The 14,228-nt window shown below is 73.9% G+C and carries 13 protein-coding genes; 2 read left to right on the top strand and 11 right to left on the bottom strand.

Annotated features, from left to right (window positions below):
- Positions 1-7: 7 nt before the first annotated feature.
- The 9 genes from LCD35_RS02410 to LCD35_RS02370 all read right to left on the bottom strand — a co-directional run bounded on the left by LCD35_RS02410 (position 8) and on the right by LCD35_RS02370 (position 9,690).
- Positions 8-688, bottom strand: a complete 681-nt coding sequence (locus LCD35_RS02410) for a hypothetical protein (protein ID WP_224968256.1) — start codon at positions 686-688, stop codon at positions 8-10.
- A gap of 311 nt (positions 689-999) precedes the next feature.
- The gene (locus LCD35_RS02405) at positions 1,000-1,599 is read right to left on the bottom strand and encodes a hypothetical protein (protein ID WP_224956995.1); all 600 of its coding nucleotides are present in this window, start codon (positions 1,597-1,599) and stop codon (positions 1,000-1,002) included.
- Positions 1,596-2,585: a porphobilinogen synthase gene (hemB, locus tag LCD35_RS02400; RefSeq protein WP_224968258.1), complete on the bottom strand. Its 990-nt coding sequence runs from the start codon at positions 2,583-2,585 to the stop codon at positions 1,596-1,598. Before hemB ends, LCD35_RS02405 begins: the two co-directional genes overlap by 4 nt.
- A gap of 169 nt (positions 2,586-2,754) precedes the next feature.
- Positions 2,755-4,281, bottom strand: a complete 1,527-nt coding sequence (locus LCD35_RS02395) for a bifunctional uroporphyrinogen-III C-methyltransferase/uroporphyrinogen-III synthase (protein ID WP_224956997.1) — start codon at positions 4,279-4,281, stop codon at positions 2,755-2,757.
- Between the two features lie 14 nt (positions 4,282-4,295).
- Entirely contained in the window at positions 4,296-5,234 is a 939-nt protein-coding gene (gene hemC / locus LCD35_RS02390) for a hydroxymethylbilane synthase (RefSeq protein WP_224956998.1), read from the bottom strand.
- Positions 5,231-6,640: a glutamyl-tRNA reductase gene (locus LCD35_RS02385; RefSeq protein ID WP_224956999.1), complete on the bottom strand. Its 1,410-nt coding sequence runs from the start codon at positions 6,638-6,640 to the stop codon at positions 5,231-5,233. Before LCD35_RS02385 ends, hemC begins: the two co-directional genes overlap by 4 nt.
- Entirely contained in the window at positions 6,637-7,500 is an 864-nt protein-coding gene (locus tag LCD35_RS02380) for a redox-sensing transcriptional repressor Rex (RefSeq protein ID WP_374108023.1), read from the bottom strand. The genes LCD35_RS02385 and LCD35_RS02380 overlap by 4 nt, the downstream gene beginning before the upstream one ends.
- Positions 7,501-7,854: 354 nt before the next feature.
- Positions 7,855-8,115 carry a glutaredoxin family protein gene (locus LCD35_RS02375; protein ID WP_224957000.1) on the bottom strand — a complete coding sequence of 87 codons (261 nt, stop codon included), beginning with the start codon at positions 8,113-8,115 and terminating at the stop codon, positions 7,855-7,857.
- Positions 8,116-8,160: 45 nt separating this feature from the next.
- The gene (locus LCD35_RS02370; RefSeq protein ID WP_224957001.1) at positions 8,161-9,690 is read right to left on the bottom strand and encodes an AMP-binding protein; all 1,530 of its coding nucleotides are present in this window, start codon (positions 9,688-9,690) and stop codon (positions 8,161-8,163) included.
- Between the two features lie 259 nt (positions 9,691-9,949).
- Here LCD35_RS02370 and LCD35_RS02365 point away from each other — a divergent pair, with 259 nt between their 5' ends.
- Both LCD35_RS02365 and LCD35_RS02360 read left to right on the top strand, forming a co-directional pair.
- Entirely contained in the window at positions 9,950-10,618 is a 669-nt protein-coding gene (locus LCD35_RS02365; protein WP_225043645.1) for a sigma-70 family RNA polymerase sigma factor, read from the top strand.
- Between the two features lie 344 nt (positions 10,619-10,962).
- Complete coding sequence (locus LCD35_RS02360) at positions 10,963-11,844, top strand: HAD family phosphatase (RefSeq protein WP_224962043.1); 882 nt, start codon at positions 10,963-10,965, stop codon at positions 11,842-11,844.
- 25 nt (positions 11,845-11,869) lie between these two features.
- Here the strand turns inward: LCD35_RS02360 and LCD35_RS02355 are convergent, their stop codons facing one another.
- Entirely contained in the window at positions 11,870-12,808 is a 939-nt protein-coding gene (locus LCD35_RS02355) for a lysophospholipid acyltransferase family protein (RefSeq protein ID WP_224962041.1), read from the bottom strand.
- Positions 12,809-12,840: 32 nt separating this feature from the next.
- On the bottom strand, positions 12,841-13,875 hold the full coding sequence (locus tag LCD35_RS02350; protein WP_224962039.1) for an NAD-dependent epimerase/dehydratase family protein: 1,035 nt from the start codon (positions 13,873-13,875) through the stop codon (positions 12,841-12,843).
- Positions 13,876-14,228: the final 353 nt, after the last annotated feature.

The raw sequence follows: 14,228 nt of genomic DNA, 5'->3' as shown, positions 1-14,228 counted from the left end.
GTGGTGATCAGCTGCCGCTGAAGTGGTCCCGGGTCGAGGGCAGGTGCATGCACACCAGCGTCGCCACCAGCGCCACCGCCTGCGCGACCTCCAGACCGGTCAGCAGCGGCCCGTGCGAACGGGTGCCGACCAGCGACAGCAGCGTCGACACCGCCCACACGAACGCGACGGAGGTGAGCGCCACCCGGGCCCAGCCGCGGCCGCGCCGCAGGAACAGCACGAGCAGCCCCCACACGGCGGCCAGCAGCGCGTAGAACACGATCATCCCGGTGGCGACGCCGTAGTACACGCCGGAGATGTCGCCGTCGTTCGGCAGGAACGAGTCGGCCTCGCCCATCGCCTGCACGATCAGGTCGTCGGTGGTGGCCAGCCGCACGCCGAGGATCACGAACGCGATCACCACGTCGGCGATGCCGAGCAGGCAGGCCGCGGACACCGCGCGCGGCCTGCGGACGGGGGACGTGCCCACCCACACCTGCCCCGCCGTGCCGCCGAACGCGACGGGCCGCAGCGGTGGCGAGGTGAACGGCTCGGGCTGCGGCGCGGCACCGGGCGCGGCGGGCCGGGTGCCGGTGATCCGGCCGCCGGACACCTCGGAGTCGGGCAGCAGGCCACCGGTCGGCGGGTGCTGCTGCGCCGCGGGCTGGCCGCCCTGGTCCTGCCGGTCCGGGTCCTGCGAGGCTGTCACGTCATCGAGCCTAGATCACGCACGCCGTCCGGCGCCGCGACGAAGCCCCCAGAGCGGACGATCCGGGCGAAGGCCCGCCACCCGCCACCGAACCGGCCAGGCGGTTCGTGCCGATTCGCTCCTCAGCGGCGGAGCCGGCTGAGCCGCCGACCACCCACGCAGAACGACCACCCGCGGGCTCTCAGCGGGACTCTCGCGAGGACGGCCTTTTCCCTCGTGGCGGAGCCACTCGGGACAAAGATCCGGCAGCGAGAATCCCGCTGGGGTTCCGCCACCCCGGTGCTACGCGGCAAGAGTTCGGAGACCAGAGGTCAGCGCAGGAACGGCCCCGGCGGTGGCGGTGCCCACTGCTGCGGGGGCCGCGGCCGCCGGGTCGCCCGGAAGTACCGGTTCGTCTCCGGCAGGTACATCAGCACCAGCGCGGCCAGCTCCAGCGCGGTCACCAGCACGCCGAAGACCACGTCCGAGGTCTCCACCCGCACCTGGGTGATCCGCAGCAGCTCCGCCTGCCCGATGCTGGACATCAGCAGCAGGGTGCCCAGCGTGCCGAACGCGCCGAACCCGGCGAACACGGTGAGCACCACCCGCGCCCAGTTCTTGCCCTGCGTCATCCGCAGCGACAGCGACACGTACAGCGCCAGCACCGCCAACAGGTACAGCAGGTCGAACATGATCAGCGCGTTGATCTGGTCGTCGAGCTGCGTCTGCGACAGGTCCGGCAGCGCGGTGCGGAGCTCGGTCGCGAGCGCGCGCCGGTCGCTGAGCCGCACGTACGCCCGGACCAGGCCGAGCAGCGCGGCGGCGATCCACAGCCAGCGGGCGATGTTGAGCGGGGTGGGCAGCGGCGGGCGTTCGGCGGTCGCTCCCTCGCCGGTGCCGCCGACGCGGTCGGGGTGCTGCGGGTGCGTCACCGGATCCCCAAGCTCTCCCGGTACCACTGCGCGGCTTCGGTGGCCCAGTAGGTGAGCACCACGTCGGCACCGGCGCGGCGGATGGAGGTCAGCGTCTCCTGGACGGTGCGCTTGCGGTCCAGCCAGCCGCGGGCCACCGCGGCCTCGATCATCGCGTACTCGCCGGACACCTGGTATGCGGCGACCGGCACGTCGGCCAGCCCGGCCACGTCCCGCAGCACGTCCAGGTAGGACATGGCGGGCTTCACCATCACCATGTCGGCGCCCTCGGCGAGGTCCAGGTCCGCCTCGCGGAGCCCTTCGCGACCGTTCGCCGGGTCCTGCTGGTAGGTGTTGCGGTCCCCGCTGAGCTGCGAGTCCACCGCCTCCCGGAACGGGCCGTAGAAGGCGGAGGCGTACTTCGCGGAGTAGGCGAGGATCGAGGTGTCCTCGAAGCCGGTGACGTCGAGCGATTCCCGGATGACGCCGACCTGCCCGTCCATCATCCCGCTGGGGGAGATCACGTGGGCGCCCGCTTCGGCCTGCGCGACGGCCATCTCGCCGTACACCTGCAGGGTGCGGTCGTTGTCCACCACGCCGTTCTCGTCGAGCACGCCGCAGTGGCCGTGGTCGGTGAACTCGTCCAGGCAGGTGTCGGCCATGATCACGGTCGCGTCGCCGACCTCGGCGGCCAGGTCGCGCAGCCCGGTGTTGAGGATGCCGTCCGGGTCGACGGCGCCGGAGCCGGTGGCGTCGTGCTCGGCGGGCACGCCGAACAGCATCAGGCCGCCGACGCCCGCGGCGACCGCTTCGGACGCGGCGCGGCGCAGCGAATCGCGGCTGTGGTGCACGACGCCCGGCATGGAGCTGATCTCGACCGGTTCGGCCAGGCCTTCCCGCACGAACATCGGCAGCACCAGGTGCCGCGGCTCCACGCTCGTCTCGGCGACCAGCCGCCGGACGGCGGGGGTGCGGCGCAGCCTGCGCGGGCGGTGCGACGGGTACATCGACGAGCTCCCTCGTGGCGAGGAGGGGCGGCCGCGGGCGGCCACCCGCTCGGATTGATCTTCGGGCGGGCACCCGCGCCGGGTGTCCGATTCCTCCCCCGTGAGCCTGCCAGGGCGGGAGACGGCGGTGGCCCGGACCCCGTGGTCAACGAGATCCGGGCCACTCGGCTCAGCTGCGGCGCGCCCGCTTCGCCTTCTTCGGCGGCGGCAGCGCACCTTCGGCGCGCAGCCGGGCGGCGTGCTCGGCGAGCGCGTCCACCAAAGCGGGCACCTGCGCCAGTTCCGGCTGCACGTCCACCCGCAGGCCGAACTCCTTGGCGGTCTCGGCCGTGTTCGGGCCGATGCAGGCCACCAGGGTCCGCGCGTGCGGCTTGCCCGCGATGCCGACCAGGTTCCGGACCGTCGACGAGGAGGTGAAGCACACCGCGTCGAACCCGCCGGTCTTGATCATCTCGCGGGTCTCGGCCGGCGGCGGCGCGGCCCGGACCGTGCGGTAGGCCGTCACGTCGTCGATCTCCCAGCCGCGCTCGCGCAGTCCGGCGGCCAGCGTCTCGGTGGCGATGTCCGCCCGCGGCAGCAGCACCCGGTCCACCGGGTCCAGGATGTCGTCGTGCGGCGGGAAGTCCTGCAGCAGGCCCTCGCTGGACTGGTCGCCCGAGGGCAGCAGCTCCGGCGTGATGCCGAACGAGCGCACCTTCTCCGCGGTGGACTCGCCCACGCAGGCGATCTTCACACCGGAGAACGCGCGGGCGTCCAGCCCGAACTCGCGGAACTTCTCCCACACCGCGCGGACCGCGTTCGTGGAGGTGAACACCACCCACTGGTAGCGGCCGTCGACGAGGCCCTTCACCGCGCGCTCCATCTGCGCGGGGCTGCGCGGCGGCTCCACCGAGATCGTCGGCACCTCGTGCGAGACGGCGCCGTGCGACCAGAGCCGCTCGCTCATCGAACCGGCCTGCTCCTTGGTGCGCGGCACCAGGATCTTCCAGCCGTACAGCGCCCGGGACTCCCACCAGGACAGGCCCGAGCGGTCGCCCACGACCGAACCGATCGTCACGACCAGCTGGCCCTGCAGCTCACCGGCGTCGGCGGGCAGCGAGGCCAGCGTCGTGTCGATGGTGCGCTGCGAGACCGTGGTGCCGGAGGAGGTCACCGCCACCGGGGTCTGCGCGGTCAGGCCGTGCTCCATCAGCGCCGAAGCGGCCTCGGCCAGGTGGCTGCCCGTGGTGTGCAGCACCAGCGCGCCGGGGGCGGCGGCCAGCGCCGCCCAGTCCACCTCGCCGCGCACGTCGACCTCGGTGTGCCCGGCGCCGAGCGCGACTCCCGCGTAAGCGGGGACCGCGCTGCCCGGGGACACGCCGGGGACCACGTCGAAGGCCGCACCGGTCTTGGCGACCTCGCGGACCTCCCGGACCACGGCGTCCACCGTCATCGGATCACCGGCGACGAGCCGGACCACCGAGCGGCCGGTGTCGGCCTCCTTCGCCAGGTCCTGCGCGACCTCGGCGGGTTCCCCCGCCGCCGGGCGCGACTCGGCGCCGTCGGCGGCCAGCGCCAGCACGTCGGCCGGCACGTCGGGGTCGGTCACCACCAGCGACGCGGTGGTGAGCAAGTACCGGGCCCGAACGGTGAGCAGGCCCGCATCCCCTGGGCCGGAGCCCACGAATGCGACCCGTCCGGGGCTCTTGCGTGTCATCAGCGCACTCTCCATCAACTACTACCGGGACCGCTGAGCAAAGCGTCCCTGGCATCGAGCAGCTCGGCGGCCAAGGCCAGGCCCAACTGCTCTGCGGCGGTCGTCTCACCAGTGGCGGAGGCGCGCACCAGGCGGTTCTCGTCGGTCGCCATGACCCCGCGAACGGACAGCCGCTGCGCCACGCGCCCGTCCTCGTCGAGGTCCTCCACCACTTCGGCCAGCGCGCCGATCGGCGCACTGCAGCCTGCCTCCAGCGCAGCCAACATGGCGCGCTCGGCGGCCACCGCGGCGCGGCTGGCCTGGTCGTCCAGAACGGACTGGAGCAGGTGCTCGGTGTCCACGTCGTCGACGCGGCATTCCACAGCCAGCGCGCCCTGGGCGGGCGCGGGCAGCATCTGGAGTGGATCGAGCGATTCCGTGATCACCGCGAGCCGGCCGACTCTGGCCAGCCCGGCGCGGGCGAGCACGACGGCGTCCAGCTCACCGTCGGTCACCTTGCGCAGGCGGGTGTCCACGTTGCCGCGGATGCCGCGCACCTCCAGGCCGAGGCCGAGGGCCTCCAGCTGGCTGGCGCGGCGCGGCGAACCGGTTCCCACGAGGGAGCCCGGGGGCAGTTCACCGAGCGTCAGACCGTCCCGCGCCACCAGCGCGTCCCGCGGGTCCTCGCGGACCGGGACTGCGGCCAGCGACAGCCGGGGGTCTTGTTCGGTCGGCAGATCTTTGTAGGAGTGCACGGCGACGTCGACCTCGCCGTTGGCGAGGGCCTCGCGCAGCGCCGAGGTGAACACGCCCACGCCGATCTCGGCGATCGGCGCCATCGAGCGGTCGCCGGGCGTGGCCACCTCGACGAGCTGGGTGGGGTAGCCCGCGGCTTCCAGCTGCTCGGCGACCATCCCGGTCTGGGCCATCGCGAGCGCGCTGCCGCGCGTGCCGATGCGCAGCGTCTTGTTCACCGGTCTTCACCGTCCTGTTCCGCCCCGTCCTGGGCGAGGGGGTCCCGCAGCAGCGCCTGCGCCGAGTGCGCGCCGGTCACCGGCACGTCCTCCGCGGAGCGGGGCGTGCGGATCGCGGTCGGCGCCTGCGGGTCCAGTTCGAAGAGTTCCCGCAGCGCCTCGGCGTAACCGGAGCCGCCGGGAACGGATGCCAGTTCCTTCACCCGGACCGTGGGTGCGTGCAGCAGCTTGTCCACGACGCGGCGCACCGTGCGGGACAGCTCGTCGCGCACCGGTCCGTCCAGTTCGGGCAGCCGCGAGTCCAGCCGCAGGAGTTCGGAGTCGACGACCTCGGCGGCGCGCTTGCGCAGCGCCGTGACCGTCGGGGTGACCTCGGCGGAGCGCTGCGAGGCGAGGTAGCCGCGCAGCTCGTCGGCGACGATCGCCGCGGCGCGGTCGGATTCGCTGCCGCCGCGCTGCGCGGTGAGCCGCGCTTGCAGGGTCTCCAGGTCGACGACGGCGACGCCGGGCAGCTCGGCGACCTCGGGCGCGGTGTCCCGCGGCAGCCCCAGGTCGCAGAACAGCAGCGGCTGGCCGCTGTCGTCCCGGTCCCGCACCGCGTCGGCCACGACGTCCTCGGTGATCACGGCACCGACGGCTCCGGTGCAGGTCACCACGAGGTCGGCGGCGGCGATCGCGGAGCCGAGCCCCGCGAGCTCCACCGCGTCCGCCGGGATGCCCTCGGCGCGCAGCGACTCGGCGAGCCGGGCGCCGTTGGCGGCGGTGCGGTTGGCGATGACCACGGAGCCGATCCCGGCGCGGCGCAGTTGCGCGGCCGCCAAGCCGCCCATGGAGCCCGCGCCGACGAGCAGCGCGCGCTTCCCGGCGACACCGCCCAGCAGCGCTTCGGCGTCGGAGAGGGCCTCGGAGACCACCGAGGCACCGGCGGCGTCGATCTCGGTCTCGGCGTGCACCCGCTTGCCGACGCGCAGCGCCTGCTGCGCCAGCTCGTGCAGCGTGCGCCCGACGGTGCCGGCCTGGTCGGCGACGCCGTAGGCCTGCCGCAGCTGGCCGAGGATCTGCGCCTCGCCGACGACCATCGAGTCCAGCCCGGCGGCCACGGAGAACAGGTGCTCCACCGCGGCACCGGCGTAGTGCACGTAGAAGTGGTCGGCGAGCTCGGCGACCTCGGCCCCGGCCTTGCGGGCCAGCACCTCGGTCACGTCGTTCAGCCCGCCGTGGAAGGTCTCGGCGACCGCGTACACCTCGACGCGGTTGCAGGTGGAGACCAGGAAGGCCTCGCTGATGTGCGGACGGCCGAGCAGCTCGTCGAGGACCTTGCCGACCTCGTCGGCGCCGATCGCGACCCTCTCCAGCACCCGTACCGGGGCGCTCCGGTGGGAGAGCCCGACGGTGAGCAGGTTCACGGCCGAACCACCATCCCGTCCACATCACCGCGCTCCGGCGCGGAATCGGAGTTCCCGTTCCCGTTCGTCCCGCCGCCCGGCGGACCGGCGTCGGTGCCGGCCACGCCGGGCACCACCATCGCCTCCTGGTTCCGGCGCGCGACGTGGAAGGACAGGATCTGCATCTCCACGGCCAGGTCGACCTTGCGCACCTCGACGTGCTCGGGGACCTGCAGGACGACCGGGGCGAAGTTCAGGATGCACACCACGCCGCCTTCGACGAGGCGATCGCAGACGTCCTGCGCCCCCTCGGTGGGCGTGGCGATGACGCCGATGGTGACCTCGCGCTCGCGGCAGACCTCGACGATGTCGTCGACGGAGCTGACCGGGATGCCGCCGACCGGCACGTCCAGCAGGTCGGGGTCGAGGTCGAACAGCGCGGCCACCGGGAAGCCCCGGTTCAGGAAGCCGCCGTAGTTGGCGAGCGCGTGCCCCAGGTTCCCGATGCCGGCCACGGCGACGCGGTGCTTCTTGGTGAGCCCGAGCGTCCGCTCGATCTGGCCGATCAGCACCGCCACGTCGTAGCCGACGCCGCGGGTGCCGTAGGAGCCGATGTAGGACAGGTCCTTGCGCAGCTTCGCCGAGTTCACCCCGGCGAAGGCGGCGAGCTCTTCGCTGGACACGGTGCCGGTGCCGCGCTCTTCGAGGCCGGACAGCACGCGCAGGTACACCGCGAGGCGTGCGACGGCCGCTTCCGGAATGGCCCGCGCCCGTTCCCGGGCGGCGGGGACCGCGATGGATTCGGCGGGTGACCCTGACCCGGACGGGACGTCCGCCGGCTGCCCGGCCTCGTCCCGTTCGCCCTCTCCGTGGGCCGTCACTGGCTCTCCCTCGACCTGACTTGGTGCTGCTCGTCCGCCGCGCTCGCCGGCCGAGCGGCGCACCGGAGTGGAAACGGGGTGCGAACCGCCGACCTCGATGACACGGCTCGAACTCCACCGTAGCCATTTGTGAAGACATGCACAAAGTTCCCCGACGTCCGCACCAGCGGCCGCCGGACCACCCCGCACCATGATGTCGGATGCGCCCCCCGCCAGCCAAAACGGCTGGTCAGAGCGACGATATCGGTGTCATCGCGCGGCTTCCGAGGCGTTTTCCGCCGCGCAGCCGACCTCCCGGCCCGCCGCCCGGTGCGAAACGACACACCGGTCGGCACCGGGCCGGTGCACGGCGGGTCAGCGGCTGAGCGCGGCGCGGAGCCGGGCGGGTTCGACCTTCCAGTAACCGTGCTCGACGCCGTCCACCAGGACGACCGGCACCCGGTCGCCGTACTCGGCGCGCTGCTCGGGGTCGGCGTCCACGTCCTCGATCGCCCACGGCACGTCGAACTCGGCGCACACCTCGCGGACGGCGGCGAGCGCCTCGTCGCACAGGTGGCACTGCTCGCGCACCAGCAGCGTCACCGCGTGCTGCCCCGATTCCCCGGTTCCCGGCACTTCCGACCTCCTCCAGCGGACCTGCCCCCAAGGTAGCGGGACCGGTCAGGCCGGCGGGGTGCGGAGCGTGCGGCGGGCGATCTTGCCGGTCGGCGAGTGCGGGAGCTCGGGGGCGAAGCCGACCTCGACGGGGACCTTGAACTTGGCGAGCCGGGCCGCGCAGTGCGCCCGCACCGAGTCCTCGGTGAGCTCGGCTCCGGGGCCGGCGACGACGACGGCCCGGACCGCCTCGCCGCGCGCCTCGTCGGGCACGCCGACCACGGCGGATTCGACGACACCGGGCAGTTCGGCGAGCACCGCCTCCACCTCCCGCGGGTACACGTTGAAGCCGTTCACGATGATCAGGTCGGTGGCGCGGTCCACCAGGTGCAGGTCGCCGTCGGCGTCGAAGTAGCCGACGTCGCCGGTGCGGAACCAGCCGTCCTGGTCCGGTCCGTGCGCCGCGTCCGGCCAGTAGCCGCGGAACAGGTTCGCCCCGCGCACCGACACCCGGCCGGTGTCGCCGTCGGCCTCGTCGATCGGGGAGCCGTCGGTGTCCACGAGCCGCAGCTGCACGCCCGGCAGCGCGCGGCCCACCGATCCCGGTTTGGCCCGGCCCCCGGCGAGCGTGGTGGTCAGCACCGGCCCGGTCTCGGTGAGGCCGTAGCCCTCGAACACGTCCAGCCCGGTCGCGGAGCGCACCGCGCTCGCCACGTCGGCGCCCAGCGGGGCCGCGCCGGAGGTCAGCAGCCGCACCGTGGACAGGCCCTCGCGGAGCCGGTGGGGTTCCAGCCGCAGCCACTCGCGGTACATCGGCGGCACGCCCACCACGCCGGTGACCCGGTGCCGCGAGATCGCGGTCAGCGCCTCCTCGGCGTCGAAGCGCGGCAGCAGCACGGCGGTGGCGCCGACGGCGGCGACCTGCAACATGCCGGGGCCGAGGCCGAAGGCGTGGTACATCGGCAGCGCGAGCAGCACCCGGTCGGCGGCGTTGACCGGCATCGGGCGCAGCCGCCCGCACTGGTGCACGTTCGCCAGCAGCGCCGCGTGCGGCAGCATCGCGCCGCGCGCCGGCCCGGAGGTGCCGGAGGTGTAGCAGAGCACGGCGAGGTCGGCGGGTTCCCGCGGCAGCTCCTGCTCGGCGCGCTCCTCGCCGGTCGGCGGGTCGAGCTCGGCGATGCCGCCGAGGTCGCGGACGGCGGTGCCCGCCGGAGCACCGCCGCGGACGAGCAGCGCGGCGCCGCTGTCGTCGAGGACGCGGCGCAGCTCCGGCGCGGGCGCCGAGGGCGGCAGCGGCACGGCGACGGCGCCGGCCCGGAACGCGGCGAACAGCGCGACGCAGAACTCGAACCCGGTGGGCAGCGCCAGCGCCACCCGGTCCCCGGGCCGCACGCCGGCCTCCCGCAGCCGCCACCCGTAACCGGTGCAGGCGGCGTCCAGCTCGGACCAGCTCATCCGGTGCCCGGCGAGGTCGATCAGCGCGGGGTGGCCGGGTCCGCGCTCGGCGGCGGCGCGCACGAGGTCGGCCAGGTTGACGTCGGGCGCGGTGGCGCCGGTCCGGCCGGTGACCGGGGGCGGGCACGCTTCGGTCGACATGGCGCACCTCCATCGCCGTCCCCGCGGCGCGTCCGCGGCCGGGGGTGTTCGACATCACTCAACCGCGTCGGGGGGCGGCGGGGCAACCGCGATGAATCCGAAACCTCGGAGCACTACCTACTTATGAGTAACAACACGTATGCTCCGGCGGAACCACCTGGTTCCACTTCACAGCACCAGACCAGCACGCCCCCGGTGATCCGCGGCTCGCGCAGCACCGCGAACGGGTCACCACCACGGCAGGAGGTCGGTCGAGACAATGCTCAGCACGCTGCCCACCCCCGTCCATCCGGCTCCCTCCCGGCCCGCGCACCTGCCACACCGCCCCGCGCACCCCCGCGCCGAACCGCGGCCCGCGCCCGAGGCGCCCGTGCCCGGCGAGAGCTGGCGGCACGTGAGCGCGGCCCAGAACGGCGACCTCGACGCGTTCGGCAGGCTCTACGACGAGTACTCGCCCGTCGTGTACCGCTACGTGCTGTTCCGGATCAGCGACCACTGCCTCGCCGAGGACATCACCAGCGAGACCTTCCTGCGGGCGCTGCGGCGCATCGCCACCGTCAGCTACCAGGGCCGGGACGTCGCCGCCTGGTTCATCACCATCGCGAAGAACCTGGTGCTCGACCACGTGAAGTCCAGCCGGACCCGGCTGGAAGTGCCGATCCCCGAGCTCCCCGACGCCCAGCACCGAACGCAGCACCACGGCGGCCCGGAGCAGCACGTGCTCGACGCCGCCACCCAGCAGGAGCTGCTGCGCTGCGTGCGGCAGCTCAACCCGGACCAGCGCGAATGCATCCGGCTGCGGTTCATGCAGGGCCTGTCGGTCACCGAGACCGCCCAGCGCATGCAGCGCGGCGAAGGCGCCGTCAAAGCGCTGCAGCACCGCGCCGTGCGGCGCCTCGGCCAGCTGCTGCCCGACGACCTGCGCTGACCCGGGCCGATCGAAGCCGGTCCCGGCCGATCAGCGCGGACCGCGCCAACGCGCCGGGCGGGAGCCTCTAAGCTGGAGGCCTTGCTGGGCCGGGTCGCCGCACCGGCGGGAACGCCCCGCTCAGCGACCCTGGTACGCCAGGACCCGAACCCGAGCAACATCCAGCCGGAGCAAGACCGGGAGGCGCGGCGGTGCCGACAAGTCCAGGCCCAGCCGAAGGCCCAGGCCACGACGGCCGACAGCGCGGCGGCTCGGCGCGCCACGACCGGGATGCCGGAGGCGAGGACGCGGCCGAGCAGCGGCTCGGCCCGCCGGACGGCGAGCCGCGCGAGACCCCGTCCGCGCTGGACCCCGCCGAGGGCTCGTTCGACAGCGCGAAGGTCGCCGGCCGCGCCTCGGCCGAAGCGGCCGTGGCGGGAGCGGAACCGGGCGGGTCGCTGACCGCGCCGCCGGACCTCACCGCCGCCGCCTTCTTCGACGTGGACAACACGATGATGATGGGCGCCTCGCTGTTCCACTTCGCCCGCGGCATGGCGGCCCGCAAGTTCTTCACCGCCTCCGACCTCGCCGGGTTCGCGTGGCAGCAGCTGAAGTTCCGCGTCGGCGGCCGGGAGAACGCCGACGACGTGCAGGCCAGCCGGGAGCAGGCGCTGTCGTTCGTCGCCGGGCGCAAGGTCGCCGAGCTCGTGGAGCTCAGCGAGGAGATCTACGACGAGCTGATGTCCGACCGCATCTGGGCGGGCACCCGCGCCCTCGCCCAGATGCACCTCGACGCCGGTCAGCGGGTGTGGCTGGTGACCGCGACCCCGGTGGAGCTGGCGCAGATCATCGCCCGGCGGCTCGGGTTGACCGGTGCGCTGGGCACCGTGGCCGGGCACGTGGACGGCGTCTACACGGGACGGCTGGTCGGCGAGATGCTGCACGGGCGGGCGAAGGCGCACGCGGTGCGCGCGCTGGCCGCCAGCGAAGGCCTGGACCTGCGCCGCTGCACCGCGTACTCGGACTCGGCGAACGACGTGCCGATGCTGTCCGCGGTGGGCACCGCGGTGGCGGTCAACCCGGACCAGCGGCTGCGGGACATCGCCCGGTCCCGGGGCTGGGAGATCCGCGACTTCCGCACCGGGCGCAAGGCCGCCCGCATCGGCGCGCAGTCGATGCTCGGCGCCAGCGCGGTCGCGGGCGCCATCGCGGCGGGCCTCGCCTACCGGCGTCGCGACCGCTCCTGACGAGGCGGCCCACCGGCCCGGCGGCTCACCCCAGGAAGACGTTCTGGCGGCCGGCCAGCAGGCGGTAGAGGGTCTGCTGGATGATCTCGCGGACCTGGTCGCTGAGGCTGAACACGACCATCGGGTCGTCGGCGGCGCCCTCCCCGTAGGAGGCGGTCTCCACCGGCTCGCCGAACTCGATGTACCACTTCGACGGCAGCGGCACCGCACCCAGCAGCCCGAAGTGCGGGAACAGCGGCGTCACCGGGAAGTACGGCAGCCCCAGCAGCCGCGCCAGCGGCCGGATGTCGCCGAGCTTCGGGTAGATCTCCTCGGCCCCGACGATCGAGCAAGGCACGATCGGCACCCCGGTCCGCATCGCCGCCGACACGAACCCGCCGCGGCCGAAGCGCTGCAGCTTGTACCGGTCCCGGTAGGGCTTGCCGACGCCCTTGAAGCCCTCCGGCCACACCCCGACCAGCTCACCGGCCCGCAGCAGCCGCTCCGCGTCCGGGTTGCACGCCAGGGTGTGCCCGGCCTTGCGCGCCAGCGAACCGACCATCGGCAGCCGGAACACCAGGTCCGCGCCGAGCATCCGCAGGTGCCTGCCCGGGTCGTGGTGGTCGCGCAGCGCGACCGTCGTCATCAGCGCGTCCAGCGGCAGCGTGCCCGAGTGGTTCGCGACCACGAGCGCGCCCGAGTCGGGGACGTTCTCCAGCCCGATCGCCTCGACCCGGAACCACTTCTCGTACAGCGGCCGCAGCGGCGGCACCACCAGGTGGTCGGTGAGGTCCTCGTCGAAGCCGAACTCGTCGACCTGGTAGTCGCCGAGCAGCCGGCGGCGGGCGAAGGCCAGCGCGTCGGCGACCGCGTCCTCCCAGCCGTCCTCGCGCTCCTCCGGCTCGGGCAGCGGGGCGGGGCCGGGCCGCGCACCGCCGGGACGCTGGTCCGCCGGGTGCAGCGGGATCACTCGGGCGTCCGCCATCTGGCCTCCTGGTTGCCGCAGTCTGGTCAAGGTCACCGCAGTCGGGCGAGCAGGGCGCCGACACCGCGCTCCCACGCCACGACCTGCTCCGGGTCGATCACCGGTTGCAGGTCGCGGCCGCGCACGAAGTCGTCGAACGCCTGCTGCGTGGTCCAGCGCGGGGTGAAGCCGAAGCTCTCCCGCAGCCTCGTGGTGTCCACGACGCGCCCGAAGTTCAAGAACCGCATCTGCTCCGGGGAGAAGTCGACCAGCCGCGCGCCGCGGAAGAACCGGCTCACCGCGGGCACCCCGGCCCGCGGGATCGGCACCGCGACCCGCCCGGCGCGGCGGATCGCCTGCGAGAGCATCAGCACCCCGTCGCCGCCCGCGTTGTACACGCCGGGCAGCGCACGGGTGGTGGCCTTCTCCAGCACGGCCAGCGCGTCCTCGGAGTGCAGCAGCTGCATCCGGGCGTCGTAGCCGAGCACGGTCGGCACCAGCGGCAGCGCGAAGTAGCGGGTGAGGTCGGCGTCGATGCGCGGACCGATGAGGTGGGTGAAGCGCAGCGTGGTGATGTCCACGTCGGGCCGGCGCCTGCCGAAACCGCGCACGTAGCCCTCGATCTCCCCGGCGTCCTTCGCGTACCCGGAGGAGGGCAGGTCCTTCGGCTCCATGTCCTCGGAGAACACGGCGGGATCGCGCGGGCTGGCGCCGTAGACGGCGGTGGTCGACTTGACCACCAGCCTGCGCAGCTCCGGGGCCTTCTGGCAGGCCGCCAGCAGCTGCATGGTGCCGATGACGTTGAGCTCCTTCATCGCGGCCCGCCCCGCCGGACCGGACTGGGAGTTCACCGCCGCGTGCACCACGGTGTCCACGCCGGAACCGGCGATGACCTTCGCGATGAGCGGGTTGCGGATGTCGGCGCGCACGAACTCGGTGCGCCCCATCCGACGGCGCAGGTCGGGACGCGGCGGAGCGGTGTCCACGCCCAGCACGCGTTCGATGTCGGGGTTGGCGGCGAGCCGCGCGGCGAGGTGCCCGCCCAGGAAGCTGCTCACGCCCGTCACGAGCACGACGTTCGGCACCATGGTTCTCCCCGAGAGGTCCGGCCGGAGGGGTTCGCTCGCGCCCGCCCACCGGAAGCCGGCCGCGATCGCGGAGCGCGAGCTCCGCGCACGATGCTACCGAGCGCGGTCACCCGCTCCGGTTTCGCGCGGGCGACGCCGCGATGTCCTCGTGCACCCCACCAGCGGCCGGTGCGGTCGGCAACCCGGACGATCCCGGACCACCTGGGCGGAGGGGGTGGCAAAACGACCGCCCCCCCCCCCCCCGGGGGGGGGGGGGGGGGGGCCCCCCCCCCCCCCACCACCCAAACCCCCCCCCCCGGGGGGGGCCGGGGGCGCCGGGGGCCCGGAAAAGACCCACCAGAGAACGGGGGCAC

This window comes from Saccharopolyspora sp. 6V (assembly GCF_020176785.1).
In the GTDB taxonomy this organism is placed as follows: Bacteria; Actinomycetota; Actinomycetes; order Mycobacteriales; family Pseudonocardiaceae; genus Saccharopolyspora_C; species Saccharopolyspora_C gregorii.
Note: the sequence above shows the minus strand (reverse complement) of the source record. Positions and strands in the feature narration are given on the sequence as shown.